24 protein-coding genes are annotated in these 25,076 nt (G+C 40.4%); 6 read left to right on the forward strand and 18 right to left on the reverse strand.

The window, feature by feature from the left end; genetic code table 11:
- Positions 1 to 203: 203 nt before the first annotated feature.
- From KW850_RS04700 to KW850_RS04715, 4 genes are all read right to left on the reverse strand, one after another.
- Positions 204 to 1,199, reverse strand: coding sequence for an agmatinase family protein (locus KW850_RS04700; RefSeq protein WP_218346408.1), 996 nt, complete (start codon positions 1,197 to 1,199; stop codon positions 204 to 206).
- Positions 1,177 to 2,469 carry an imidazolonepropionase gene (gene hutI / locus KW850_RS04705; protein ID WP_218346409.1) on the reverse strand — a complete coding sequence of 431 codons (1,293 nt, stop codon included), beginning with the start codon at positions 2,467 to 2,469 and terminating at the stop codon, positions 1,177 to 1,179. The genes KW850_RS04700 and hutI overlap by 23 nt, the downstream gene beginning before the upstream one ends.
- A gap of 21 nt (positions 2,470 to 2,490) precedes the next feature.
- Positions 2,491 to 4,164: a urocanate hydratase gene (gene hutU, locus KW850_RS04710; RefSeq protein WP_218346410.1), complete on the reverse strand. Its 1,674-nt coding sequence runs from the start codon at positions 4,162 to 4,164 to the stop codon at positions 2,491 to 2,493.
- A gap of 193 nt (positions 4,165 to 4,357) precedes the next feature.
- Positions 4,358 to 5,857 carry a helix-turn-helix domain-containing protein gene (locus KW850_RS04715; protein WP_218346411.1) on the reverse strand — a complete coding sequence of 500 codons (1,500 nt, stop codon included), beginning with the start codon at positions 5,855 to 5,857 and terminating at the stop codon, positions 4,358 to 4,360.
- Between the two features lie 189 nt (positions 5,858 to 6,046).
- On the opposite strand from KW850_RS04715, the gene KW850_RS04720 reads away from it, so the two are divergent.
- The gene (locus KW850_RS04720; protein ID WP_218346412.1) at positions 6,047 to 6,403 is read left to right on the forward strand and encodes a hypothetical protein; all 357 of its coding nucleotides are present in this window, start codon (positions 6,047 to 6,049) and stop codon (positions 6,401 to 6,403) included.
- A 29-nt stretch (positions 6,404 to 6,432) separates the two neighbouring features.
- On the opposite strand, the gene KW850_RS04725 is transcribed toward KW850_RS04720, so the two are convergent.
- From KW850_RS04725 to KW850_RS04735, 3 genes are all read right to left on the reverse strand, one after another.
- Positions 6,433 to 6,687, reverse strand: coding sequence for a hypothetical protein (locus tag KW850_RS04725; RefSeq protein ID WP_218346413.1), 255 nt, complete (start codon positions 6,685 to 6,687; stop codon positions 6,433 to 6,435).
- Between the two features lie 169 nt (positions 6,688 to 6,856).
- On the reverse strand, positions 6,857 to 7,264 hold the full coding sequence (locus KW850_RS04730; RefSeq protein ID WP_218346414.1) for a hypothetical protein: 408 nt from the start codon (positions 7,262 to 7,264) through the stop codon (positions 6,857 to 6,859).
- A gap of 286 nt (positions 7,265 to 7,550) precedes the next feature.
- Positions 7,551 to 8,132, reverse strand: coding sequence for a TerD family protein (locus tag KW850_RS04735; protein ID WP_218346415.1), 582 nt, complete (start codon positions 8,130 to 8,132; stop codon positions 7,551 to 7,553).
- Between the two features lie 296 nt (positions 8,133 to 8,428).
- On the opposite strand from KW850_RS04735, the gene KW850_RS04740 reads away from it, so the two are divergent.
- Complete coding sequence (locus KW850_RS04740) at positions 8,429 to 8,803, forward strand: nucleotide excision repair endonuclease (RefSeq protein WP_218346416.1); 375 nt, start codon at positions 8,429 to 8,431, stop codon at positions 8,801 to 8,803.
- 70 nt (positions 8,804 to 8,873) lie between these two features.
- Here the strand turns inward: KW850_RS04740 and KW850_RS04745 are convergent, their stop codons facing one another.
- The 8 genes from KW850_RS04745 to KW850_RS04780 form a co-directional block, all read right to left on the reverse strand.
- The gene (locus tag KW850_RS04745; RefSeq protein ID WP_218346417.1) at positions 8,874 to 9,905 is read right to left on the reverse strand and encodes an ATP-grasp domain-containing protein; all 1,032 of its coding nucleotides are present in this window, start codon (positions 9,903 to 9,905) and stop codon (positions 8,874 to 8,876) included.
- A 196-nt stretch (positions 9,906 to 10,101) separates the two neighbouring features.
- Positions 10,102 to 10,599, reverse strand: coding sequence for a flavodoxin domain-containing protein (locus KW850_RS04750; protein ID WP_218346418.1), 498 nt, complete (start codon positions 10,597 to 10,599; stop codon positions 10,102 to 10,104).
- 305 nt (positions 10,600 to 10,904) lie between these two features.
- On the reverse strand, positions 10,905 to 11,633 hold the full coding sequence (locus KW850_RS04755) for a response regulator (protein WP_218346419.1): 729 nt from the start codon (positions 11,631 to 11,633) through the stop codon (positions 10,905 to 10,907).
- Positions 11,590 to 13,221 carry an ATP-binding protein gene (locus tag KW850_RS04760; RefSeq protein ID WP_218346420.1) on the reverse strand — a complete coding sequence of 544 codons (1,632 nt, stop codon included), beginning with the start codon at positions 13,219 to 13,221 and terminating at the stop codon, positions 11,590 to 11,592. Before KW850_RS04760 ends, KW850_RS04755 begins: the two co-directional genes overlap by 44 nt.
- Positions 13,222 to 13,302: 81 nt before the next feature.
- Entirely contained in the window at positions 13,303 to 14,829 is a 1,527-nt protein-coding gene (locus KW850_RS04765) for a tripartite tricarboxylate transporter permease (RefSeq protein ID WP_218346421.1), read from the reverse strand.
- 54 nt (positions 14,830 to 14,883) lie between these two features.
- The gene (locus tag KW850_RS04770) at positions 14,884 to 15,336 is read right to left on the reverse strand and encodes a tripartite tricarboxylate transporter TctB family protein (RefSeq protein ID WP_218346422.1); all 453 of its coding nucleotides are present in this window, start codon (positions 15,334 to 15,336) and stop codon (positions 14,884 to 14,886) included.
- Between the two features lie 71 nt (positions 15,337 to 15,407).
- Positions 15,408 to 16,436 (reverse strand): Bug family tripartite tricarboxylate transporter substrate binding protein, encoded by a 1,029-nt coding sequence (locus tag KW850_RS04775; RefSeq protein ID WP_218346423.1) that lies wholly within the window; start codon positions 16,434 to 16,436, stop codon positions 15,408 to 15,410.
- A 187-nt stretch (positions 16,437 to 16,623) separates the two neighbouring features.
- Positions 16,624 to 17,538: an alpha/beta hydrolase gene (locus tag KW850_RS04780; protein ID WP_218346424.1), complete on the reverse strand. Its 915-nt coding sequence runs from the start codon at positions 17,536 to 17,538 to the stop codon at positions 16,624 to 16,626.
- A gap of 184 nt (positions 17,539 to 17,722) precedes the next feature.
- On the opposite strand from KW850_RS04780, the gene KW850_RS04785 reads away from it, so the two are divergent.
- The 4 genes from KW850_RS04785 to KW850_RS04800 all read left to right on the forward strand — a co-directional run bounded on the left by KW850_RS04785 (position 17,723) and on the right by KW850_RS04800 (position 21,783).
- Complete coding sequence (locus KW850_RS04785; protein ID WP_218346425.1) at positions 17,723 to 19,030, forward strand: alkaline phosphatase family protein; 1,308 nt, start codon at positions 17,723 to 17,725, stop codon at positions 19,028 to 19,030.
- A gap of 14 nt (positions 19,031 to 19,044) precedes the next feature.
- A complete protein-coding gene (locus tag KW850_RS04790; protein ID WP_218346426.1) occupies positions 19,045 to 20,319 on the forward strand; it encodes an MFS transporter in 1,275 nt (424 codons plus the stop codon).
- 161 nt (positions 20,320 to 20,480) lie between these two features.
- Positions 20,481 to 21,047 carry an RNA polymerase sigma factor gene (locus tag KW850_RS04795; protein WP_218346427.1) on the forward strand — a complete coding sequence of 189 codons (567 nt, stop codon included), beginning with the start codon at positions 20,481 to 20,483 and terminating at the stop codon, positions 21,045 to 21,047.
- A gap of 4 nt (positions 21,048 to 21,051) precedes the next feature.
- Positions 21,052 to 21,783, forward strand: a complete 732-nt coding sequence (locus KW850_RS04800) for an anti-sigma factor (RefSeq protein WP_218346428.1) — start codon at positions 21,052 to 21,054, stop codon at positions 21,781 to 21,783.
- Between the two features lie 69 nt (positions 21,784 to 21,852).
- On the opposite strand, the gene KW850_RS04805 is transcribed toward KW850_RS04800, so the two are convergent.
- From KW850_RS04805 to KW850_RS04815, 3 genes are all read right to left on the reverse strand, one after another.
- Positions 21,853 to 22,380, reverse strand: coding sequence for a hypothetical protein (locus KW850_RS04805; RefSeq protein WP_218346429.1), 528 nt, complete (start codon positions 22,378 to 22,380; stop codon positions 21,853 to 21,855).
- Between the two features lie 91 nt (positions 22,381 to 22,471).
- Positions 22,472 to 22,732 carry a hypothetical protein gene (locus tag KW850_RS04810; protein ID WP_218346430.1) on the reverse strand — a complete coding sequence of 87 codons (261 nt, stop codon included), beginning with the start codon at positions 22,730 to 22,732 and terminating at the stop codon, positions 22,472 to 22,474.
- 133 nt (positions 22,733 to 22,865) lie between these two features.
- Positions 22,866 to 25,067: a PKD domain-containing protein gene (locus tag KW850_RS04815; protein WP_218346431.1), complete on the reverse strand. Its 2,202-nt coding sequence runs from the start codon at positions 25,065 to 25,067 to the stop codon at positions 22,866 to 22,868.
- Positions 25,068 to 25,076 lie beyond the last annotated feature (9 nt).

The raw sequence follows: 25,076 nt of genomic DNA on the forward strand, positions 1-25,076 counted from the left end.
ATAACAATATTCTTGGAATGGACAAGTGCTCTATTTGCGAGTCTCATATCCATTTAACTAAAATTGAGGATTTAAACCAAAAAAAGCCAATGTCCACCCGGGGAGGACATTGGCTCAAAAGTGTCTTTTTGTGGTGCCTGACACCAATCTAGTATTATTGTTGATGGGACTTTTTCCCAACTAACGAAACTATCATTCATTATTTATCTCAGCATTACCCCAGTTAAAAAGGTTAAAAAAACGTGCGTGCCGAGTTTGACTGTTGGCTGTACTTGAGTATCTTTTAGTGGATCAAGGCAGACGATGTCCATGGCTTTGACCTTTGGATGACGTCCGGCAACCAGGACTCCTTCGAGCAGTTCCTCTGTTGTCATGCCACCCGGTGTCGAGGCTGGTACTCCTGGGGCATAGGCGACATCAAGCACATCCATATCGACTGTTAAATAAATGGTATCAACCTTTGCTTCCAACTCTTCTAAACATGCTGCAACCGTCTCTTCAATCCCCTTTTTCCTGGTTTCCCGCAGCGTGAAATAATTGACCCCTTGTTCATCGGCATACTTCTTTAAGTCTTTTGTGTTAAAGAATCCATGCAAGCCAATGTTGTACATATTGCTGCCTTCGACCACACCGCTTTCAATCAGATTTCGCATCGGTGTCCCATTAGACGGGCCATTATCGGACATATCTCGTAAATCAAAGTGGGTATCAAACTGGAGAATCCCAATTTTCCCCTCTGGTTTTGCTTGCTTCAAACCTTTGACCATCATCGCTGTTATCGAATGATCTCCGCCAATTGCACAAACTTTGGAAGTACGAAAATGCTGATGGAGAGCAGCAGACGCAGCAATGATATTGTCATGGCAGCGGCGGATATCGGTAACATGCATGGGTACATCACCTGCATCCAGCGCTGTCATGTCCAACAAATCGATATCCTCGTCTAGGTTATAGGTAGTGAAACCCTTCCAAGCGCGTCGGAATGCCTCAGGAAATTCAGAGGCACCTGAAGCGCTAATCGATGAGCGAGACAGTGGAACACCAACAATGACAAAATCGGCGTCCTTGCTTTTTTCAGGGTCAGAGCCAGCTGTCAGCGGCTGAATCCACTCATGCACCTTCACAACTTCTGCCCCATCATCTGGTCTTACCCATGTAAAATTAGGAGGATTCAGATTAGGATAGAGAAAACTCTTCAACTACCTGACCTCCCCTGACAACCACCCTGCCATTTTTCACAACAGTTTCAGTATGATTCACTCCATACGAGTATTGCAGTTTCATATAATTCCCAATATTAAAAATCGTGACGTCCCCTTTTTTGCCAACCTCTAAGCTGCCGATTTCACGTCCGCGATTAATCGCATGTGCAGCATTTATCGTCGTTGCCGTAATGACCTCTGCAGGGGTCATCCCCATTTTTAGACAGCCTAGATTCATAATGAATGGCAGCGATACGGTTGGTGATGAGCCAGGATTACAATCTGTCGACAGGGCTACCGGTACACCTAAATCGACCATTTTACGGCCATTTGCCGATTCCGCCATTAAAAAGTAAGCCGTTCCTGGTAGTAACACACCGACTACCCCTTTTTCAGCCATAGCTTTCATACCCTTTTCAGATGCCTTTAATAAATGATCCGCCGAAATGGCGCCCACCTCGGCAGCCAGCTCCGCTCCTTCATAAGGCTCTATTTCATCTGCATGGATCTTTGGAATCAAGCCATAGCGTCGACCTGCTTCAAGAATCATCTTCGATTGCTCCGGTGTAAACACACCATGTTCACAAAAGACGTCATTGAATTCGGCCAGATCAAGCTCTGCCACCTTTGGAATCATTTCATCAATCAACAAGCGAACAAACTCATCTGGATTTTGTTTGTACTCATTTGGGACAGCGTGAGCACCCATAAATGTTGATACCACATCGATGACATGCTTCTCGTTGAGCTGTTTTGCTACCTCAAGCTGCTTTAGTTCGGTTTCCCATTCCATCCCATAGCCGCTTTTCGCTTCCACGGTTGTAACTCCATGACGCAAGAATTGATTTAATCGCTCATAGCTTTCTTGAAAAAGCTCTTCATGTGTCGCAGACTGTGTCCGTCTAGTCGTTGCATAGATACCGCCGCCGCTATTCATGATTTCCATATAGGTAGCACCTTGCAGGCGCATATTAAACTCATTTTCTCTGCTTCCTGCAAAAACAAGATGGGTATGCGGATCAACAAGTCCTGGTGTAACCAGCTTCCCACTCGCGTCCACTACCTCAGCTTCACTCAAACGCTCGGCATATTTTCGGGCAAGTTCTTCATCGGTTCCTACCGCTTGAATCAATCCTTCCTCAATCCAAACACTACCATTCTCAATAATTCCAAGCTCAGACATCGCGCCCTTTACAAGGGGAGCAACAGAACTCCCCTGTAACGTCACGAGCTGAGAAGCATTTCGGATAAAAATTGGTGCACTCATCACTCTACCATCCTCTCAGTCTTAGTCTTGTTGCAGCATTGGCATTTTGATGCCTTTTTCTTTTGCTGTTTTAATCGCAATCTCATATCCTGCATCGGCATGACGGACTACACCCATGCCAGGGTCCGTTGTTAAAACACGTTCTAATCGTACTTCTGCATCCTTCGTCCCATCCGCAACAATAACCATTCCGGAATGCTGAGAATACCCCATGCCAACGCCGCCGCCATGGTGTAATGAAACCCAGCTCGCACCGCCTACAGCATTAATCATCGCATTTAAAATCGGCCAGTCAGAAACAGCATCGCTTCCATCTCTCATCGCTTCAGTTTCACGGTTTGGTGAAGCAACAGAGCCGGCATCTAAATGGTCCCGGCCAATGACGATTGGTGCGGAAACTTCTCCAGAGGCGACCATATCATTGATAATCTTACCAAAACGTGCACGGTCACCGTATCCTAGCCAGCAAATCCGGGCTGGAAGTCCTTGGAAGCTGATTTTTTCCTGCGCCATTTTCACCCATTTGCAGAGATGCTCATCATCCTTGAATTCTCGAAGCAAGGCTTCATCGATTTTCCGAATATCTTCCGGATCACCAGAAAGTGCCGCCCAGCGGAATGGACCTTTTCCTTCGCAGAATAATGGCCGAATGTACGCTGGAACGAATCCAGGGAAATCAAATGCATTTTCCACACCCTCATCCTTTGCAACCTGGCGAATGTTATTACCGTAATCAAAGGTCACCGCACCTTTATCTTGCATTTGAAGCATCGCCTTCACATGCAACGCCATGCTTTGCTTTGAAAGGTTCACATATTTTGCTGGGTCTGCTTTCCTCAGTGCCGCAGCTTCTTCTAAGGAAAACCCAATTGGTACATATCCATTTAATGGATCATGGGCTGACGTTTGGTCTGTTAATACATCTGGATTAAAGCCTTTTTCAATCATCAATGGCAAGATTTCTGCAGCATTGCCTAGTAATCCAATGGATAAGGCCTTGCCTTCGATTTTTGCCTCCTGCGCTAATTTCAATGCTTCATCTAAATCCTTAGTTTTCACATCAAGATAAGCCGTTTCGATTCGACGGTCAATTCTTGTCTCATCCACATCGATCGCCAAGCAGACCCCATCGTTCATCGTTACTGCCAATGGCTGGGCGCCACCCATTCCGCCAAGGCCGGCAGTCAGTGTAATCGTGTGTTTTAATGTACCGCCGTAAGCTTGGCGAGCAAGTTCAGCAAACGTTTCATAGGTTCCTTGCACAATTCCTTGGCTGCCGATATAGATCCAGCTGCCAGCAGTCATTTGCCCGTACATCATTAAGCCCTTTTTATCTAACTCATGGAAATGCTCCCAATTTGCCCAAGCTGGAACTAGATTGGAGTTGGCTAGAAGCACGCGCGGAGCATCCTTATGCGATTTCCAAACAGCCACAGGTTTACCAGATTGAATCAATAAGGTTTCATCATTCTCCAATTCTAGCAATGTTTTCACAATTGCATCATACGACTCCCAGTTCCGAGCGGCCTTGCCAATCCCGCCGTAAACGACTAGATCCTCTGGTCTTTCGGCCACTTCTTGATCCAGGTTATTCATCAACATACGCAAGGCAGCCTCTTGAATCCAGCCTTTCGCATGTAATTGTGTTCCTTTATAATTTTTTACCACTCTTGATTTCGCCGTGTTCGTTTCCATCCATTCCACTCCCTTTTCATTGTTAATCTATTTTTATTATAAAAAGAAAATCTTCTGAAAAATACGAATGGAACATTAGAAAAGATATAAAATGAATAGGTATTAAAAAAGAATATTTAGGTTGTCCGAGGAATTAATAGTAATTTTTTTAGAAAAAAGCTAATTTTTTTAGACTACAAAAAAAGCTCAGTGTTTAGACTGAGCCTTTCATATCCACTTTCGTCATTCGATATTTTCTAGGTGTAACCCCTGTTACTTCCTTAAACATTCGGCTAAAATAATTAGAATTTTGATAGCCAATCTCAGTTGAAATTTCTTTAATTGGCTTATTGGTTTCAATAAGTAACCGTTTCGCTTCCTTCATTCTTATCGATGTAAGTAATTCCGTAAAGCTAGAGCCTGTTTTCGACATCAGCAAATGGCTGAAATAAGATGAATTTCGGTCCACATAATACGCCACATCCTCAAGCCTGAGATGACGATTGGAAAAATTAGCTTCGATATAAGCGAGCCCTCGTTCAATTGGATCCTGTTTGGAAATTCTCACACTGTTTTGTGCGCCGATAAATAGTTTTTGAATATATAAAATCAGATTTTGAACAGTTCGGTATAAGACTTTATCATACAAAATCGAATTGAAAATATAGCGGTATTCCTGTTCATAGGTTTCATTTTCATCTAAGTAATAAGTCTTCATATATCTTCTTACCTGTGCGAGGATACTCGTCAGTCTGATTCTGACCAACCCTGGGTCAGGATAAGGATCGTTCATTTGCAAAAATTCATCATACAGCCACATCTTTATTTTTTCTAAATCAACGTTTGTCAGCATGTCAACCCAGGTTCGTTGTTCAGGGGGAGCTAAGAAAGGATCCATATGTACCCAATCAGGCGAGTACCTAAATTCAACGACTTGACGGTACCCTTTATAATAGGTCAACTCCAGCATTTTCCTGGTTTGGAGGTATTTTTGATTCAGTGTAATCGATGATGAATGTCCTTTATGCACCACGACTGCAAGCGGCTCGGAAAATTCCTCCTCCCACTTTCTCAAGGCTTTTTGACACTGTTCCGTGAGTTGCTGACCCGTTTCTTTAAATAAAACCACGACCATATCATCCAATGCGAAAATGCCGTGGGCATCTTTAAACGGATATTCTGCTAAGAAAGAATGCAAAGTCCTGATGACGCGGCTACTCTCTGTTTGAAAAGCAGCTAGATGGTAATTTTCTGCTGCCACAGTTTGTGAGATCAACAATGCCTCATAGGAAATATCTTTGTAGACAGGAGAGTGACGAGTACCTATTGCCTGGCTTTTGGCTTTCTGTTTTCGTAAAGCTTTTTGGAAGGCTGTTTTCACTTTGGTTGCAGAAAAAGGCTTAATCATTAAATCTAACGCTTGCATATCGATGGCAAGGCGTGCTTTTTCGAAGGTTCCTTCAGCGGACGTTAATAGTAAAATCGGATCATAGATTTGCATCAGATCACGAAAGTTTGACCAATCTTCCTTGGAAATCATATCAAGCTCTAGTAAGACAACATCTGGTTTCTCCTGTTCAAACCAAACAACAAATTCCTGATAAGTTGAAGCTAGCAATATTTTTGTAACTGGGATGGAGGATGTTTTCAATAACCATTTTAATCCCTCACGTTCGTTTAAATCACGATCGGCAATCAGCCACTTTCCTTCCATCGTCGTATCCCTCTTTCTTTCGATGCTCTTAGTAAAAGTATACATGGTTCACCATTCCACGAAAACCACTTTTATTTTCTGTGTTAGCCATTTATATCTATATAGTATGTTTGATATCGATGCCAAGATGTCGATACTAAAAGGTAATGGAATTTAGAAAAGGAGGAATAAATCCTGTTATCGACAACGTTGACATTTTCAAAACAAGTGGACGCATCCCTGCTTCACTTACCTTTTATCAAAAAAAAGCACGATTCTCATTACCAATTGATTATTGCCCATACTGATTCTGTCATTAGTGATATCTTCATCAATGACAATGAATTGACGTTACAGTATTCAAGTGAGCTGTTGTTGGCGGATTATATGCTGATTCATAAGTTAATCATGCAAATCCAAGACGGAAATCCTGCCGTAATTGATGACTCGAATAGTTTTTTAGGATATTTAGCAAATGGAGAACCAGCCTATATCATCAAAAACTGGGGACCTTGGCTTGAGTACCTAAACAGTTCCAAGAAAAATTGTCAGGACGCATCGAGGTGATGACATGTTAACTGGAAAGATTATTTCTGTTATTTCCGGAAAAGGCGGCGTTGGTAAATCCACTGTGTCGGCGGGCGAAGTGTCCATGAGGTGATCCGAATGGTCAGCAATACAAAACATAGAATCGTTGCCCATAGATACCCGTATAGTGCCATATCAAAATAGCCGAGCTGCTCTGATCCGAAATAGATAGATAAAAACAATACTACTAAAACAATGAAAACATTTCGGGCCGATTTCTTTGAAAATAGAAGTGATTCTTCTTCATATGGGTAATAATTCACGTTTTTCTACTCCTTTAGACTTTATCTGGCGAGTATTTCAGGTTCGCTCCAACGACGCTGTTACCTTACCATTATGTTAAAAGGTAGTATTCTCTAAATCCCCAATCTATTAATAAAAAAGGGAGAACAAAAAGTTCTCCCTTTTACATGCCTATTAGGTTTTATATGGTTACCGGTCCTGTAGATTCCTGATAGATCGATTTGAAAAAATAACTCCAAAGACCAGGCCAATTAACATCGCCATTAAATGAGTAGATGCTGTTGATAAAGACAAAAAATTGATACTCATTCCGTAGTTTTTATTGACTAGACTTAATAGAATTCTTTCAAAAATCGGTTGGTAAATGACGAGATACGGTACAATAACCATTGGAATCGCCCGCCACATGTGACCTACTATGTATTTAGTCAATAGTGTATAAATGATTGCCAACAACAAAGCAAATCCGTACACAAACCAATTTAGATATTGGAGAATTGGGCCAGGCTGATCCAAAACAGCCAAAATATTGAGATATACAATCCATAAAAAAGCAAAAATAATAGAAAGAACCTGTGTTTTCAACAAAAATTTCATAAAACTCCCAGCCTCAAATCATTAATATATTCCTTAACCTTAACCCAAATCCGAAATCATATCCACTTATATATACTTTTGTTGGTGTCAGGCACCACAAAAAGACACTTTTAAGGTTTTGTCCGTCTGGAGTAGACATGGAGGAATTAACTATTATTGTATAATAATTAAAATTTTCTAAAAAAATCCCCACGGTGCCTGACACCATCGAAAGTGACACCATAAAAAGTCAAACAAAAAAGGACAAAAATGGTCGAGTGACTGTTTTTGTCCTTTTTTTGCGATTTTAGCCTACGTTTAGGCCGAAGTCGGTTGCGATACGCGCTAGGCCGCCTTGGTAGCCTGAACCAACGGCTGAGAATTTCCATTCGCCATTGTGTCGGTATAATTCGCCTACAATGATCGCCGTTTCTATCGAGAAATCTTCTCCTAAATCATAGCGAATGATTTCTTGGTTGGTTTCTTCGTTAACAATTCGGCAGAAGGCGTTTGACACCTGTCCAAAATTTTGTCCACGGGCTTCCGCTTCGTGAATGGTTATAACAAAGGATATTTTCTCAATTTGAGCAGGGACAGCGCTAAGATTGACTTTTACTTGCTCATCATCCCCATCACCTTCTCCAGTGCGGTTATCACCAGTATGTACGACAGAACCATTTCCGCCTTCAAGTTGGTTGTAGAAAACAAAATCCTTTTCAGATGTAACTTTTCCATTAGCACCTAATAAAAAGATACTGGCATCCAAATCAAAATCGTGGCCGCCATCATAACGATTTGTATCCCAGCCAAGTCCAACAACGACCTTCGATAAACCAGGATTTGTTTTTGTTAAATCGACCTTTTGCCCTTTTGACAATGATATACCCATAAAAACACCCTTTCTACCTTCATTTTTTATGTCACCTTCTATTTTGATAGAAAGCTAATAACAATTAAACCCTATAGAACCACCAAAATCACCATTCTTCCTTAAGTTTAACAAAAATAAGGAATATTTTTCTACTTTTATTTGAACTCTTCCGATAAAATCACCAGCCTCTGGTTTTTGGCATCGAAAAATGGTTAAAATAAGAAAGTCAAATCTTATTACCGATTGTTTGTGCTATAATGAACTGTTAGCAAAACGGGTGAACCGTTTATTTTAAGCAAGGAGCGATTTTTTTAATGATTAAAATTGAAATGCCTAATCCTGATGTGGTGATTACGAAGAAGAATCAAGTTGGAGAAAAAGTTGAAGCGCCGCTAAGCAGCGTTTATGGATTTACAGATTACAATAAAATCCCAAGAGACAAAGGTGGGATTATTCTTTTTTCAAACGCAAATGACGAATTACTATTTGTGGGTAAAGCTAGGAAATTACGACCTCGCGTAAAAAGACATTTTGAAGATTCAGTTTCGCCGATCAAATTGCACCGGGATGAAGTCTATAAGATTGCGGTATGTATTGTGGAAGATCCGATGGAGAGAGAAATATATGAAACCTATCTTATCAATACTTTACATGCAAAATACAATATTGATAAAGTTTTCTTTAAATAAAAGTAACAAATAGCGAAAAGAGCGGTTTGAAAATTTCATATCCGCTCTTTTCTTTGTTTATTTCCGCCGATTAGCTAATATCTCCATATTTCAAAATCATTTCTTTTTCAATATGACTTGCCCGAATGCCAAACCTCGGTTTAACCAACTCTACCTCTTCACCCAGCAAAATTTTAAGAGCCAAATAAGGGATGTTTATCCCCGATAGGCAACTAAAGTGCATTCCTCCACTCATGCGCGGATTAATTTCCAATAGCTTGGGTATACCGTCGTTATTGTATTTTACTTGAATATTAAAAACATATGGTACCCTAAATTCCTTATGAAAATCGTGTGCCAGTTTAATAAGTTCGGCCTGTTCCACCAGCTCTCTAACTCTTCCATCCCCCTTCATCCGAGGTATGGCGGCATATAGTTTATCATGCGACGATAAACAATCGATACTATATTCTCTTCCTTCTAAAAATTCCAACACCATTAAGTCTGGGAATGTTTCTTGTTGACCTAAAATTTCACATGCATATCTATAAGGGATGCGGTAGCCAGTGCCATGATTAAAAAGCTGGCTAATCGAATCAATTTGGTCTTTAATGACCCGAAATCCGTTCGCCCCTTCACCAATCACTGGTTTAAAACACACGGTATGGCCTTTTTCATTGAGTTTTTCATACGCTGTTTTAAACTCTTCTAGGTTATTCACGACATAATAATCGGGGATCAAAAAATTCGCTGTCCCATTTGAAAAAATTTGATACGTCTCTGCTTTATTATCCATTGTCTCCATCAGGTTGGCGTCTGGACATACTAGTACTTTTACTCCCAACGCTTCAAAATCACCAAGCCGTTTCGAGATTAGGACATTTTCTTTCCGCGGGACAAAAATATCAATCCCATGCTTTCGACAAAACCCAAGACAAAAATCGATATATTCCTCACCAGATATATCTGGCTCGACGAAGGCATAATCACAGTTCTGTAAATAGAGTGCATCCTTATTTGGATGGGTCCCATAAATAATAACTTTTCGCTTATCTTCGTTATCCCGAATCATATCAATGGAATGGGAAACGGTTGTAAACCATCTGTTAAACCAAATCTTCATCTAAATCCTCTTCCTTGTTGTAATAAGACCTCACTCATTATTGTCCTACTTGCAAACTTTTATAAGCAAAATATGACAAAAAATTCACACCCCTGCGTGATTATTCGAATATTAACCCCTCCCTCCCGGTTAAGTGCAATAAAAAAACGTTCTGCCAAAGCAGTAACGTTCACCTAAAAAGTACTACACACTCACCTCAGTAAACCAGTGTCTGTACATTATTTAATTTTGAAGCAAATTCCTTAATCGCTTCATAATCTAAATTCGATTGGTCAATCGTTGCACCGCTCACCTTTTTTACAATTTGTTTTTCAAAGAAGTTCATTTCAGACAATAGAAACTCTCCGCCAAATACCCCCATGGCAGCAGAATTTTTTCGCAATTCTTGCGGGAAGGCATTGGTAAATTGCTCAATCGCTGTCTCACCTACTTGCATGCAGCAGAGGAAAAGTCCTACATCTTTTTCCAAAAGGGTATCAATGTTTTGACTAATAAAATGTTTTATTCTTCTTTGAATGCTACCAACATGAATCGAGCCACCAATGTTGACGGTATCAAAGTTCCGAAGATCAAACTTAACTTTCTCTCGATTCAAATCAACTGTTAAAACTTCACCTTTCAGAATCTCACTTAAAAATCTTACTGCTTTTTCTGTAGTCCCATGGGATGAGCAATACACAATTAAACGTTTCATGTCCTTACCCCTCCTTCAAATTACATCAAAAAACGAGCCACATTGACCACACAGTTGGCCAACTGGAAAGATTCAATTTCATTATAAAACGAAATGAAACCAGCGCATGTAATAATATTGGCAATATTATTACAATTATGGATTTACATTGGACTTTGTGAGATCAATTGAGGTACCAGCTTTTAGAAAATAATTCTATTATTGAAACCAACAACAATATAGGGTTACTCTCGATTTCTTCTGAGAAAATTTACAATACTCTTCTGAAAAAAATTAAAGAAGGCTCCCTTTGAGCCTTCTTCTTATTAGTGGTTTTGCTGTTTTAATCCACCCTTAACCAAATAGACACGTTCAGGGCGTCCCACCGTTCCATATGCTAAATCCGCAGCAATTTTCTCCTCGGCCATGAGATGTTCAAGATATCTTCTCGCTGTTGTCCTACTGACGCCTATTTCTTTGGCAACCAATTCCGCAGTTAATCCGAAATCCACTTTCGACAGAACATCCAGAACTTTATCAAGAGTAAGCGGATCAATTCCCTTCGGCAGGTAAGGTTTATCGCATATGGATCCTTCAATCTCCTTTCGCAGCAGCTTGTCCACCTGCTGCTGAGTGACATGAAGATTTTCATCCCTCAATTCTACTAGCTTTGTATGGAATTCCTGATACCTTTGCAACGATTGTTTGAATCTCTCAAAAACAACAGGCTTTATCATATAATCAAACACACCAATGCTAATGGCCTCTTGAACCTTATGAATCTCTTTTGTGGCGGTTATCATGATAACATCCATTTGTTTCGTTTGCTGCTTTGTTTCCTTCAGTAAATCAATACCATTCATGTCTGGAAAGTACACATCCAACAAGAGAAGGTCTGGCTGTAAGAGATCAATATAGGTTTTTGCCTCTAGATAACTTGCCGCAATACCGACCGTTTGAAAACCAGCAATCTGTTCAATAAATCGTTTTTGAATTTCAGCTATCCGCAAATCATCCTCCACAATTAACACTTCTATATCCCGATTCCGCTTCATTCAAACACCCCTTGTGTTTTGGTATCGCTATTGTAAAAATCGTCCCTTCCCCTTCTTCTGAGGAAAAAGTAATGTATCCCCCTAAGCCCCTAATGGCTTCCTTGACAAGACTTAACCCAATTCCCGCATTGCTTTGGCGGTTTTTCGTAGAAAAGCCAGCTAGGAAAATTTGTTCACTCAGATTCATGTTAATGCCTTTTCCGTTATCTTCAATTTCAATGATCAGTTCTTTTCCTAGGTCTGTTAGAAACAGAGAAACTCTTTTTTCAGCCTTCTCATTTTCTCTCACAGCCTCAAAAGCATTATTTACGAGGTTACCGATAATTGTCACTAACGTATCCCGGCTGATATTCGCTGGGACATCTTTAAAGCTGCTTTCTCGGTCTATTGTAAAATTTATTTTTAGCTCACTGGATAAACTTACCTTTCCTAATATAAATCCAGCAATGATCGGGTCAGGTATTTCCTTCATTAGAAAGCTAATGAACCCTTGTGCTACATCCACTTCCCTTGAAATGAAATCAATTGCTTCTTTATAGGAGCCAAGTTGGATTAAGCCAAGAAGTGTGTATAGCCGGTTGGAATATTCATGTGTCTGTGCCCGTAACCCTTCAGCATATGCTTTCACATGGGACAATTCCTGAATCAATTTGGAAAGTTCTGACTTGTTTCTGAAACTAGCAACAGCTCCAACTACTTCTCCTTTTTTATTAAAAATTGGGATACGATTAACCAAAAATACCTCACCTAAAATGGTAAGCTCCCTATCATATTCCGCATTTCCCGTTCGAACCACTTCGTAAAGATGCGTATTTTCCAGCACCTCTTCTATTTGTTTTCCGCGCAGTAGAACCTCATTAGGAACATGAAGAATTTTATGTGCGGTTTCATTGACCACTGTTATGCACCCATTCGTATCGATTGCTATAATTCCCTCATGGATGGATTCTAATATGGCGTGTTTTTCCTGGTACATCCAAGCGATTTCTTTCGGTTCAAGACCGAAAATCGCTCTCTTAATATTTAAAGAGATTAATAAGGCGGCTAGTAATCCTCCTACTAAAATGATCATCGTTGCGATAAAGATTTTATTTCTTATCTTTGATACTTCTTTTTCGATATCTGTTTGAAGATATCCTACTGAAACGACACCAATTACTTTACCATTACTAATAATCGGGGCTTTTCCCCTTAAGGAGGGACCAAGGGTACCGATAGATTCTGAGATTACCGATTCTCCTTTAAAGACTCGATCATTATCTCCGCCCACCATTTTTTGTCCTATACGGCTAGGATCTGGATGGGAGTAGCGTATTTCCTGTCGATTCCCTACTACAATAAATTCCGCACCAACCTGCTTTCTAATTTTCTCTGTTATAGGTTGAATAATGGCGGAAGGCTTGGAGCTAGCAAAAGCTTTTTGAATATCTGGCATATTCGAGATAGACTGTGCCACAGACAAGGCCTTCGTTCCTTTTTCATCCTTAAGATTGGACTCCATTATATTTGTAAAAGTGATTTCGAAAATCCCGCCAATTAACATGATTACGATCAAAATACCTACCATTAATTTCGTATGTAATCGCATACAAGCACCTCTATATCTATCATATAGAAAAAAACCCCTTAAAAAAAGGAGTCTTTTGTAATAATCTGAAATTTATAAATTTTATCCCTCTTCGTTAACAACCACATTTTTTCCTCTCATCTTCATTAATACCGGTATAACCAACCAAAGAACTGTCATAATTAAGAAACTTAATGAAATAGGTCGTGTGAAAAATGGACCAAAATCGCCATTTGAAATCGTTAAGGCTCGACGCAGATTATTCTCAATCATTGGACCTAGTACAAGTCCTAACACTAATGGAGCAATCGGGTAATCATGTTTGTTTAAGAAGTAGCCGATTATCCCGCAGGCTAGTAATAGTAAAAGGTCATTAATTGAGACTTGTACCGCATAAACGCCGAATATGGAGATAGCGATAATAATAGGAATTAAATATTGCTTAGGGGTTTGAATGATTTTTGCAAACACCTTAACGAGTGGGAGATTGAGAATCAACAGCATAATATTTCCTATAAACATACTAGCAATCAACCCCCACGCTACATGAGGATGATCTTCGAATAATAACGGCCCCGGCTGAACGTTATACATCATTAGTGCCCCCATTAAAATGGCGGTTGTGCCCGATCCAGGTATTCCTAATGTTAATAATGGGATCATTGCTCCGCCAGAGGCTGCATTATTCGCTGATTCTGGTGCAGCCACACCTGCTATCGTTCCAGTTCCAAACTTTGATGGATTTTTAGAAATCTTCTTTTCCAAAATGTACGAGAAAAACGATGCGAGCGTCGCGCCTGCTCCGGGTAAAATCCCGATAAAAAAACCTAGGATCGATCCTCTGGCAATTGGACCCGCAGATTCCTTCAACTCTTCTTTTGAAGGCAATAAATTATTAATTTTTGCCATTTGAGTATCTTCTTCCTCTTTTTCCAAGATGGTCTTGAAAACCTCCCCGAGGGCAAACAAACCTACGGCAATCGTCAAAAATTCAATTCCTTGGTATAACCAGGGAATATCAAAGGTAAAACGGCCAATCCCAGAAACATTATCAATTCCGATAGTGGCAAGCAGTAAGCCGCTTACCGTCATAATTAATGCTTTCGTAACAGACTTTCCTGCCAGCCCGCTAACAGCGCCGAGTCCTAACAGCATAAGCGAGAAATATTCTGCAGGACCAAATTTAAGGGCTAGATTTGACAATGGCTTCGCTAGGGCAATTAAGGCGATTAATGTGACGATTCCTGCCACAAATGACCCAATCGCTGCAATGGACAACGCACTCCCTGCCCGTCCCTTCTTCGCCATTTGATAACCATCTAATGTTGTCACTACCGATGATGACTCTCCCGGTGTATTTAATAGAATAGAAGTTGTGGACCCTCCATACATTGCTCCGTAGTAGACGCCAGCAAGGAGAATGATAGCACTGGTTGCCGCTTGCTCAGGAGGGAGGCCACCCGTTATGGAAGCGGTAACAGGAATAAGCAAAGCAACGCCACTCATCGGACCAATCCCTGGCAACACCCCGACCGCTGTCCCAATTAATACCCCAACAAATGCAAAAATCAAATTATACCAAATAAGTGCCGAACCAAATCCCTCTAACAAATAATCAAGAGTATTCATAAGTATCCCCCTTTCATCCCTAAAAATATGGTGCCTGACACCGTAATCTAATCGCTAAAACCAAATTGGCCACCCAGGAAGTGTTCCTTTTAATACTTCGACAAAGATGATATAGACAATTCCAGAGAAACATCCCGATATTATGAGCGAAGTAAGCCATTTTCCTCGTTCCATTGTTTGAAAACAGATGAATAGGAAGAGAAATGTTGTGATTACATAACCCACCGATTCTAGCGTTAAAATATACAATAATGTGGCTGCCAAGATGATCAAAAAAGGCTTATACTGCAAGTTTTCCTTTTCCTTTTCCTGCTTTTTTCCACTAAAGGTTTCATAAAATAAGCGAATACTTAAGATTACCAGTAAGATCCCAAGAAAAAATGGAAATATATCCGGACCAACCACACTTCCATAAGAAGAGCTGGCAATACTTCTGCTTCCGATCATAAATAGGACTCCAACCGCGAGAAAAAGTATAGCTGCTATGCGATCAAATTTAATGTCCACCCGCAATCCCCCCAATCCGTTCAATATAAAAAAAATTAAAGGGAAGGAGAAAGTGTTCCTTCCCTCTTTGATTACTTCTGCATTCCCAATGCTTCTAATAATTGTTGTACCTGTGATTCTTGATCATCTAAGAACTTTATAAAATCTGCACTGTTTTTATACTCTAATTCCCAGCCCTGCGTCTCGACTTCCTTTTTCCATTCTGCAGATTGAACTAACTTATCAATGGTTTTTTCCCAATAAGTTTTTGCTTCTTTAGACATTTTTTCTGGTCCAAAAACCCCGCGCCAAATCGTAAATTCTGCGTCAACACCTTGTTCCTTCGCTGTGGGAACATCTTTAAAATCACCAGATAAACGTTCGGATGAGGTAATGGCCAGCACTCGAACCTTACCTGCTTTAAGGAATTCTTTTACACTCGATGCATCCGTTCCAATCACATCTGCATTTCCTCCTAGTAATGCGGTAATCGCTTCTCCACCGCCATCATAGGAAACATATTTAATTTTGGTAGGGTCAACCCCGTATTTATAGGCTGGCAGAATGGAAACTAAATGGTCCATTGAGCCCGGCGCGGAGCCTCCTGCAAACGTCAATTTACTAGGATCCTTCTTTACCTCTTCCAAAACCGATTTTAGATCTTTAAATTTGGAATCGGCTTTGACAACTATCGCTCCATAATCTTTTGTTAGTTGTGCTAATGGTGTTGTGTTCTTATAACCGTATGGGCTATTTCCTTCTTTCTTTAAATTGTTGATAATAATCGGCGGCGAATTGACAAACAGCATATCATTATTTTCAACTTGCTGGGTAGCATATTCAGCCATAAAAACAGCACCACCACCGCCTGGCTTATTTTCAACTGTTAATGGTTGGTTAACTAGTTTTGTTTCTCCTAGAACTTTTGTGAACGAACGTGCAGTTAAATCCCAGCCGCCACCTGCTCCAGACGGTGCAACCACGCTAATTGCTTTTGTTGGATAACCCGTTCCTCCCTCTTTCTTACCTGTACTTGCGGTTTCTTTACTGCTGCAAGCCCCCAAACTTAAGGCCAAAGCTCCTGCACACATTACTGCTGAAATTCTTTTCATAGAAAACATTTTATTTCCCCCTTTGTAAACGTTTTCTTAATTTTACAAAAATTCCGCTGGTTTCATAGATTATTCATTTAAAAAGCATTAAAAACTTAACCACCATTTTGTTCATAAAGTTCATGGAATTAATATTTGATTAGCAAAACGTAAACGAACTCCTGCAACTAATGCAGGAGTTCTTGATCTTCATTCATTATTTGAAGACTTTCCTAATAAAGTCCCCTATTTCATTAATAGCCTTCTTCGCCTCAGGTAATCGATCCCCGCTGATCTGCCAAACATGCCACATTTTGTCCCATACTTTAAAGGTGACTTCCACACCTGCCTGTCGTGCTTTTTTCGTGAGTAACTCTGCATCACTTTGCAATATTTCATGATTCCCTGCTTGGATAAATAAGGGCGGGAATCCAGTAAGGTCGGCAAAGACAGGTGAAATAAGCGGATGATCCAGGGGGTTCTCATGCCTCGAATACATTAGTGCGGCATCTCTAACTCCTTGGACCGTTAAATAGGGATCAACCTTTTTGTTTTTTTGATAACTTTCTCCGCTGCTTGTTAAGTCGACCCAAGGTGATAAACAAACAATCGCCCGCGGCAACGGTTCATTTTGATCTCTTAAGACTAAGGTGGCTGCCACACTTAAGCCTCCTCCTGCTGAGTCACCTGCAAAAATAATATTGGAGGGGTCATACCCTTGACGCAACAGCCAGCGGTACACGGTGACGGCATCTTCAATGGCAGCAGGAAAAGGATGTTCCGGTGCGAGACGATATTCTGGAAAAAGAACCTTCACACCAGCCGCTTTACCAATACTAGCTGCAAGTGGCCGATGGGTATTAGCTGAGCAAAATGCATACCCACCGCCATGTAAATAAAGTATGACTTTGTCTGCTGAACTGGTATCGGAAGAAAGCCACTCCGCATACAATCCTTCAATCTCTAGCTGCTGAACCCTGCAGCTGTTCGGTAGTTTTGCTAACTTTCTAGCGACTGTGTCTAGCATTTGCCTTTTTTCATCCATACCCCTATCTGAAATTCCCTTCCTCAACGCACGTTCGACCGAAAGTTTAATACCTTTCTCAAACAAATAACTTCGGAAACTTGCCATCTCCCAACCTCCTTTAAATCCAATTTTTGCTAATATCATTATACTAGAAAAACCTTTTAATAAAATAGTTAGGATTTTATTGTTTTTCGAAAATTTTGTAAAAATTCGTACGAATTCTTCCATTTCCGCCTGCCTGTAGTACAATGGTAGTAACTGGCAGACTTTTACGGAGGTTTTTCTTTTTATGAGTCGATTGACAGACCATTTAATTATCATTTCATTTGATTGCCTTTCAGCTTTAGATTTTCCACTTTTAAAAGAACTCCCACACTTTCAAACCATCTTAAAAAATGGGGCCTATGTCAAACAGGTTACATCCATATATCCATCGGTCACCTACCCTTGTCATACGACAATTGTGACTGGGAATTATCCGAATCGTCATGGTGTGATTAATAATACTCTTTTACAACCTGGGAGAATTTCTCCGGATTGGAATTGGTTCCGGGATTGTATTCGAGGGACCACATTATATGACGAAGTGAAAAAAGCCAATATGACTACTGCCGCCCTCTTGTGGCCCGTAACTGCGAAAGCCAATATTGACTACAATATGCCGGAGATTTTTGCGAATCGCCCCTGGCATAATCAAATTCTTGTTTCGCTGTTGAGCGGCAGTCCCCGCTTTCAATGGGACCTTAATCGAAAATATGGCCATCTCCGTAAAGGCCTAAATCAACCGGAATTAGATGACTTTGTCTTAGCCTCAACGGTCGACACGATTAAAACGAAGAAACCAAATTTATTAATGGTACACTTCACTGATTTAGATACACAGCGCCATTATCATGGGTTTTCATCCGAGGAAGCTATCGCAGCTATAAACCGTCATCATAACAGGCTAGGCAGTATTATCAATGCGTTAAAGGAATCGGGGATCTATGAGAATTCCACGGTGGTGGTATTAGGTGACCATAGTGCACTGGATGAAAATAAGGCAATAAACCTTAATGTTCTTTTCCATGAGCAAGGTCTGATCACCTCAAACGGAAAAGGGAAAATAATTAATTGGAGGGCCTATTGTAAAAGTTGTGATGGGTCAGCATATATTTATATTAAAGATCAACATGATACAGAAACTTTACAGGAAGTAAAGCGAATAGTAGATTCCTTACTTTCAGAGCCAGAAAGCGGAATTGAATCCGCTCTCACTGGAGCACAAGCATCAGAAAAAGGAGCAGATGGTACATGTGCCTTCATGCTTGAGGCCCAAAGAGGGTATTTCTTTTTAGAAGATTTTGAGGGGGAGTTTATCAAAACGATCACGAAGGAGGATGTCATCGCGGATCATAAATACACCTTAGCCTGTCATGGCTATTCACCAGAGAAAGAAAATTATGGAACGATTTTTATGGCAGCAGGAAAAGGGATTCAAGCAGTCGACCTGCCTTCTATCCGTCTCATTGATGAAGGCCCCACATTTGCACGGCTTCTTGGAGTATATTTAGGCCAGACAGATGGAAGGGTTATCGAAGAGATTTTACAAAATTAAAAGGGGGAAAATCTATGAGTCGGATGTCCAAACAAGAAAAGAGCTGGGTATTGTATGATTGGGCAAACTCTGCTTATTCCATTCTAATCACCACAGCTATATTCCCATTATATTTTAAAGCAGCCGCAAAAGAAGCAGGTCTTGCAGCTACCACTTCCACTGCCTATTGGGGCTATGCTAATTCATTTGCCACCCTGCTCATTTCGCTCTGTGCCCCGATTTTGGGAAGTATTGCCGATTTTAAGGGATTAAAGAAACGCTTATTCACCTTTTTCTTTGCATTAGGAATTATCTTTACCTTACTGCTTGCAGTTGTACCAAGCAACCAATGGCTTTTCCTATTAATTTGCTATATGGTCACAGTTATAGGTTTTGGTGGAACAAATATTTTCTACGATGCCTTTCTGGTGGATGTCACGACCGAGGAGCGGATGAATCAAATATCTTCACGTGGCTATGCGATGGGTTATATCGGGAGCACGATCCCTTTTATTATCAGCATTGCTCTTATTTTATTATCTCAACAAAATATTATCCCCTTATCAGTGAGTGTAGCCAGTCAAGCGGCATTCGCGATCACTGCCCTTTGGTGGGGGTTGTTCACGATTCCAATGCTAAAAAATGTCCAGCAGGTTTATTATAAAGAACCGGTGCCAAACCCGATATCTAATAGCTTTAAACAACTGTTAGCAACCATTAAAAAAATTAAATTATACCGTCCTCTGTTTTTGTTTTTAATAGCTTATTTCTTTTACATTGACGGTGTGAATACGATTATTACTATGTCGACAGCCTATGGTTCTGATCTGGGCATAACATCTACTAACCTACTGATTATTTTGTTTGCAACCCAAGTGGTTGCTGCACCGTTTGCCATTTTATATGGGAAACTAGCCGATACATTCAAAGGCAAAACGATGCTGCTCGTGGGAATCTTTGTTTATATTGTTATTTGTACCTACGCGTATTTCTTAAAAACAACACTAGATTTTTGGATCTTAGCCATGCTTGTGGCATCCTCACAAGGTGGAATCCAGGCCCTAAGCCGTTCCTACTTTGCTAAACTCGTTCCAAAGGAAAATGCAAATGAATTCTTCGGATTTTATAGTATTTTTTATAAATTTGCAGCGATTTTAGGTCCATTTCTAGTTGGATTCACCGCACAAATAACCGGAAATACCAACAGCGGTGTGTTTAGTCTAATCCTTCTCTTCATTATTGGAGGCATCATCCTCCTTCGAGTACCGGAATCAACGACACTCTCACAATCGAATTCGATTTCCAAGTAAAAATTACTAGACCTCACAATGAGGTCTAGCTTTTTTATAAAAAATGATGCCTGAACTAATAATCTTCCAAAATTTCTATAATCTGTTACAAACCGATTTTCTTGTAGATTCGTTTATTTATATAAAGTGATCCGCAAATGACTAGGGGGTCTGCCTTTTTTATGCAAAAATTAAGTGATGCCGAATTAATGCTTTTAATTAAAGTAAAGCATCGTCCGGCTTTAGAAGAATTATATGACCGTTATATTAAGCTCGTATACTCCTTCGTTATCAAATCGACGAAGGATCAAGACAAAACGAAAGTGATTGTCCAGGCTGTCTTTACCCGCGTATGGACGTCAGAAACCGGATATGATCCTGAAAAAGGACTATTCGTCAATTGGCTTCTAACGATCACTCGTAATATCACGATTGACCATCATCGCAGGGAAAAAAAGGATAGTCCACTGGTTTCAATCGACCAGGAGCAACTTGAGCAGATTCCGGGATCTCAAGCAAATAATCCGGCTGAGATTTTATCACGAAAGCTCGTGCGCGAACAGATTCAGAAGGCCTACCAATATCTATCAAAAAACCAAATCGAACTGATCCAATGGTTATATTGGGAAGGCTATACTCTCAGTGAAATTGCAGAGATGAAAAAGGAACCAATCGGCACCATCAAAAGCCGGTTGCATCAAACACTCAAAGTCTTGCGGAAACACATTGTCATGGAGATGGGGGAATGAAAAAATGAGTATACATAGCAGCTGTTCATTTTCCAATGAATTAGTCTCTTATTTGATTGGCGAAACATCTGAAGTTGAAAGGATGAAGATAGAAAGTCACCTTTTGAATTGTCCGTCTTGCACGAAAGAAATACAAGAACTGCAGGAGGCGTGGACCATGATCCCTTATGAATTTGAAGATGTGGCGGTACCCGTTGATTTGAAGGATGAAGTAATGAATGCCATTTTCTCATCTGAAAATTCCCAGCCCGTGATAAAAAGAAAGGACAAGACCCAAAAAGTAGTCCGTCGTCTTTATGGATTGGCAGCCGCTGTTCTTCTTATTGGCTTTAGTGGAGTGATTTGGAATAATATTAATCTCAGAAATACAGTAACAGAATTAAGGGAACAAGCTAATATTCCACCTGAAGTCATCCAGGTTTATTCGCTAAAAACAGCAAACCCAACAACAGATGCTGCCCAAGGTCAGGCGATGCTCTACAAGCAAGGCGATAAAAAACAACTCGTTTTCCAGCTTAAAGGGCTGAAGAATACCAAGGGCTCAGAGGCCTATCAGGCCTGGCTCATTGATGATGGTAACAGAAGAAGTGCAGGGACCTTCCATGTCGATGAACAGGGAAATGGATTCCTTACCTACCAGTTGCAAGAAGACATATCTTTTGATGCGATTGGAATCTCACTCGAACCTGATGCTAATGGAACCCAGCCGCGAGGTAAAAAGGTTTTAGGAACATAAATGAAGAAGCCCATGATTCTCGACTTGAGATTTCATGGGCTTTTTACTTAAGTATAATTTGTTTGTTGCTTATTTTTTAAAACTATTGGTAGGAGATGTAATGAACCAGCCGACTGGGGCCGCTCCGACCGGATGGGTTAACGTTCTTCCGTCAATCACGGAGGCTGTATTATTATTAGCAATAGTTCCATCAACTTTGAAATTGTAATAAATACTTCCCTTGTTTACATCCTTATCTTTAAAGCTGAACGTGAGGGGCTTTTTAAAGGAACCAATTATTTCATTTGTCTTCGAATCTATAACTCTAAACGCGAAATTCATAATCACGGTCTCTCCAGCAGGCGCAACCTTTTGGAATGTACTATTATCCCCTTCTAGGACTTGAAAAGTGACGTCGTTGTCGAAAGCACCTTCTGGGATTTGAATTTTAATTCCACTGTGACTAATCTTCGCTGATTCCCCTGCTTCAATCTCCCTCTCTGCCACCACTTTAGAAAATCCCAGTTGTGTAAAATCTGTAGCTGCGAATGCGACTGCACTAAACAAAAACATGGACATAAGTGACATACCAAGTAATACCTTTAATCGTTTTTTCATTTCCATACAACTCCTTCATTCTTATTGGGCTTTCGTTAAAGGAAACGAGTCTAGGTCCCAATCGGTTTGAAGGAAATTCAAATTTATTTATTTATTTATTACTTTTTATAAAATGGACAATTAGCCCACCAATAATGGAACCTACCCCAGCTGCGCCAAACATCATAATATAGAGTCGTTCAACTAAATCAGCCATTCCTTCACCCGGAATAACAGCTAGCTTTAACGCCATAACAATTGCTGCTAAGAAGAAGATTATGGCTGGAATCCAGATAATCCAGCTAGCATCTATTTTCATGAATATAACTGGTAAAATCAGTCCAATAAGAAATATCACAAAGAAGAAAAACATGTGCCCCCCACCCTTCCTTGTAGATAGTATATTCTTAGTTGGAATGGACGTTCTATCGAAGATTTTTATTTCTTCACAAAAAAAGCTGGAATGATACCGCACCAAAGTATCTTTCCAGCTTTAAAATCAAGCTTTATCTAAATCTATATGCAAGCCTTGATACTTGGTTACTAGTAGGTGATGTTGCTGTGACTTCACCTACTCTCGGAATTGTTAAAGATATGCCAGTTCCGCGGTACCTCCACGCACCAAGTGTATCAACTGCAACTTTCGCGATAATCTGGTTAGAGGAAGGATCTCCGAGATAAATAGTCACCGTTACTCCTGGTCCTTTTACATCAGAAGTACCATCAATTCTCCATTCTCCTCCTCGATATTCTGCACCGGTAATCGCAATCCTTTCCGACTTGGTCGTGAGTGTCACTTCTTTTGTATGTGTTGAGCCATCCACACCTTTTACCGTCAATTGAAGTGTGATTGGTTTGAATTCTTTTGGATAATTAAACTTTGGCTTTTTTGTGTCTGCCAAATTAAGCGTTACTTTTGGACCATCAGTCTGCTTCCAACTATACTCTATTGCATTTTTCGATCCACTCGCATCCAGAGTGACTTCCGAGCCCTGCGTAACAGGTAGATTAGGTGCTACAATAATTGCCTCAGGAGCAAGTACTGCATCCTCAACAGTCACTTTAACCGTGCTTGAATCGACATCACCATTTGGTCCTGTAAGCGTTAGTTTAAACTCTAGCGTTCCCATTCCTTGTTCAGCCTTAAACGAAGGTGCTAACGTGTTCGCTTTATCTAATACCACCTCTTTATATCCTGTTGATGAAGAAATAAACTCCCACATTATTTTTTCTGTATCAAAGTCCCCAACAGATTTACTTCCGTCAAGAGTAACCATGTCCCCAGCTTTAACGGTTTGGTCCGCACCAGCATCCGCAATTGGAGGATTTACAGGCGCACCAACTACTTCCACAGGAATAGTTACAGTCCCACCTTTTTTTGATTTTATCGTAATGTATGGTGGAATAAAAGTTGGACTTTCGATGACCAACTTTCCATCAGCAAGTGTTAAATCACCAAACTCTGGAACCGTGAGTTCTGGCTTATTTAAAGTATCACTTGAGGAGGCAGTTATAATAATTTCTTGTGGTTTTAGATCAGAACGATATAAGGCTCTTGGTTCTACGATCGTATCAACAGGCTTAACAATTTTTACACTGTCGGGATTATCCGTTGTGTTGGTTACAGTTAAATCAGGCGGTGTGTCCCCCGTAAAAGTTACTCGGGCAAAGTATTTACCTTGTGTTCCCTTCATTGGGACTGGTTTATCTCCCGCACCTGTAACTTGGAGTGTATATTCCTTATCCTCTTCAGTAAAAGCAAAAACATCAACTGTACCACCAACTTTAGGGTTTCCATCTGCATCTACACTTCGGCTATAAGTTGCGCGTACAACATCTACCCCAGAATTTGTTGCTATTTTCCCACTTAAACTAAATTCATCAGTTTGAATGGTACAATTATTTCCACAATTGTTACCAAGGCCTGGACCTTGAATTTTAAAGTAGTTTTGGCCATTAACACCACCAATTACCTTATGGTTTACGTCCGGGTCGCCCACATAACCATCCGGTGCTGCAGGTGCTACAGCCGGATCCCATCTTAAAAATGTTCCGATACGACTCTTCATTGGCCCTTCAAAAGGATCTTGAACCCCTATGTCTTCTACAAATCTGATTTCTCCACCTTCTGAAGGATCCCTTTCATCTGCAGCTACAGCTGTGAAAGTATCAATTCCATATGGATGTGTAATCGTGTATTTACCTCCAGTAACCAAGCCATCAATTCGGAACCTGACCCTTCCAAATACGATTTGATCTCCTTGTTGAACGATTTCATTGGCCCAAGCTGCTTCAAGTGCAAATGTTGCAACGGCTCTTCCACCGTTTGGAAGGTCTAACTCTGCGCCTGCCAGCTGATAAAAAGCCTCTTCGGGAAAATTCCCTTTCTCAATCGAAAAAGGTTCTGCTGGATTAGGTATTTCCTCGATTGGAAGAGCACACAATGGGTTTTCGAAATCTAAGCATAGTTCATTTCGATTACCTTGTGAATCTCTAAACCACGCAGGATATCCATATTCACCTATTGGTCCAACTTGCTTAAGTTTAGGGATATCTTCCAGAGGTATCCCATATTCTGCATTTGTAAACACAATCCCACTACTCAGCATAATCAATACCGTTAACGCCACAAGGAAAAACCGCTTAATTGCAGATTTTCTCCTCCTTGCCAGATTCGTTTTTGGATGGGTAAATTTTCGAGATTCCATTTTTTGCAG

Source organism: Bacillus sp. sid0103, from assembly GCF_019219025.1.

Bases quoted from the DNA above. Each gene is read 5' to 3' on its own strand.
- KW850_RS04745 (WP_218346417.1), bottom strand. From the start codon at position 9,905: ATGAAGATTTGGTTTAACAGATGGTTTACAACCGTTTCCCATTCCATT.
- KW850_RS04780 (WP_218346424.1), bottom strand. From the start codon at position 17,538: ATGGCAAGTTTCCGAAGTTATTTGTTTGAGAAAGGTATTAAACTTTCG.
- KW850_RS04775 (WP_218346423.1), bottom strand. From the start codon at position 16,436: ATGTTTTCTATGAAAAGAATTTCAGCAGTAATGTGTGCAGGAGCTTTG.
- KW850_RS04805 (WP_218346429.1), bottom strand. From the start codon at position 22,380: ATGAAAAAACGATTAAAGGTATTACTTGGTATGTCACTTATGTCCATG.
- KW850_RS04795 (WP_218346427.1), top strand. From the start codon at position 20,481: ATGCAAAAATTAAGTGATGCCGAATTAATGCTTTTAATTAAAGTAAAG.
- hutI (WP_218346409.1), bottom strand. From the start codon at position 2,469: ATGAGTGCACCAATTTTTATCCGAAATGCTTCTCAGCTCGTGACGTTA.
- KW850_RS04735 (WP_218346415.1), bottom strand. From the start codon at position 8,132: ATGGGTATATCATTGTCAAAAGGGCAAAAGGTCGATTTAACAAAAACA.
- hutU (WP_218346410.1), bottom strand. From the start codon at position 4,164: ATGGAAACGAACACGGCGAAATCAAGAGTGGTAAAAAATTATAAAGGA.
- KW850_RS04750 (WP_218346418.1), bottom strand. From the start codon at position 10,599: ATGAAACGTTTAATTGTGTATTGCTCATCCCATGGGACTACAGAAAAA.
- KW850_RS04785 (WP_218346425.1), top strand. From the start codon at position 17,723: ATGAGTCGATTGACAGACCATTTAATTATCATTTCATTTGATTGCCTT.
- KW850_RS04730 (WP_218346414.1), bottom strand. From the start codon at position 7,264: ATGAAATTTTTGTTGAAAACACAGGTTCTTTCTATTATTTTTGCTTTT.
- KW850_RS04715 (WP_218346411.1), bottom strand. From the start codon at position 5,857: ATGGAAGGAAAGTGGCTGATTGCCGATCGTGATTTAAACGAACGTGAG.
- KW850_RS04760 (WP_218346420.1), bottom strand. From the start codon at position 13,221: ATGCGATTACATACGAAATTAATGGTAGGTATTTTGATCGTAATCATG.
- KW850_RS04755 (WP_218346419.1), bottom strand. From the start codon at position 11,633: ATGAAGCGGAATCGGGATATAGAAGTGTTAATTGTGGAGGATGATTTG.
- KW850_RS04765 (WP_218346421.1), bottom strand. From the start codon at position 14,829: ATGAATACTCTTGATTATTTGTTAGAGGGATTTGGTTCGGCACTTATT.
- KW850_RS04815 (WP_218346431.1), bottom strand. From the start codon at position 25,067: ATGGAATCTCGAAAATTTACCCATCCAAAAACGAATCTGGCAAGGAGG.
- KW850_RS04810 (WP_218346430.1), bottom strand. From the start codon at position 22,732: ATGTTTTTCTTCTTTGTGATATTTCTTATTGGACTGATTTTACCAGTT.
- KW850_RS04740 (WP_218346416.1), top strand. From the start codon at position 8,429: ATGATTAAAATTGAAATGCCTAATCCTGATGTGGTGATTACGAAGAAG.
- KW850_RS04800 (WP_218346428.1), top strand. From the start codon at position 21,052: ATGAGTATACATAGCAGCTGTTCATTTTCCAATGAATTAGTCTCTTAT.
- KW850_RS04790 (WP_218346426.1), top strand. From the start codon at position 19,045: ATGAGTCGGATGTCCAAACAAGAAAAGAGCTGGGTATTGTATGATTGG.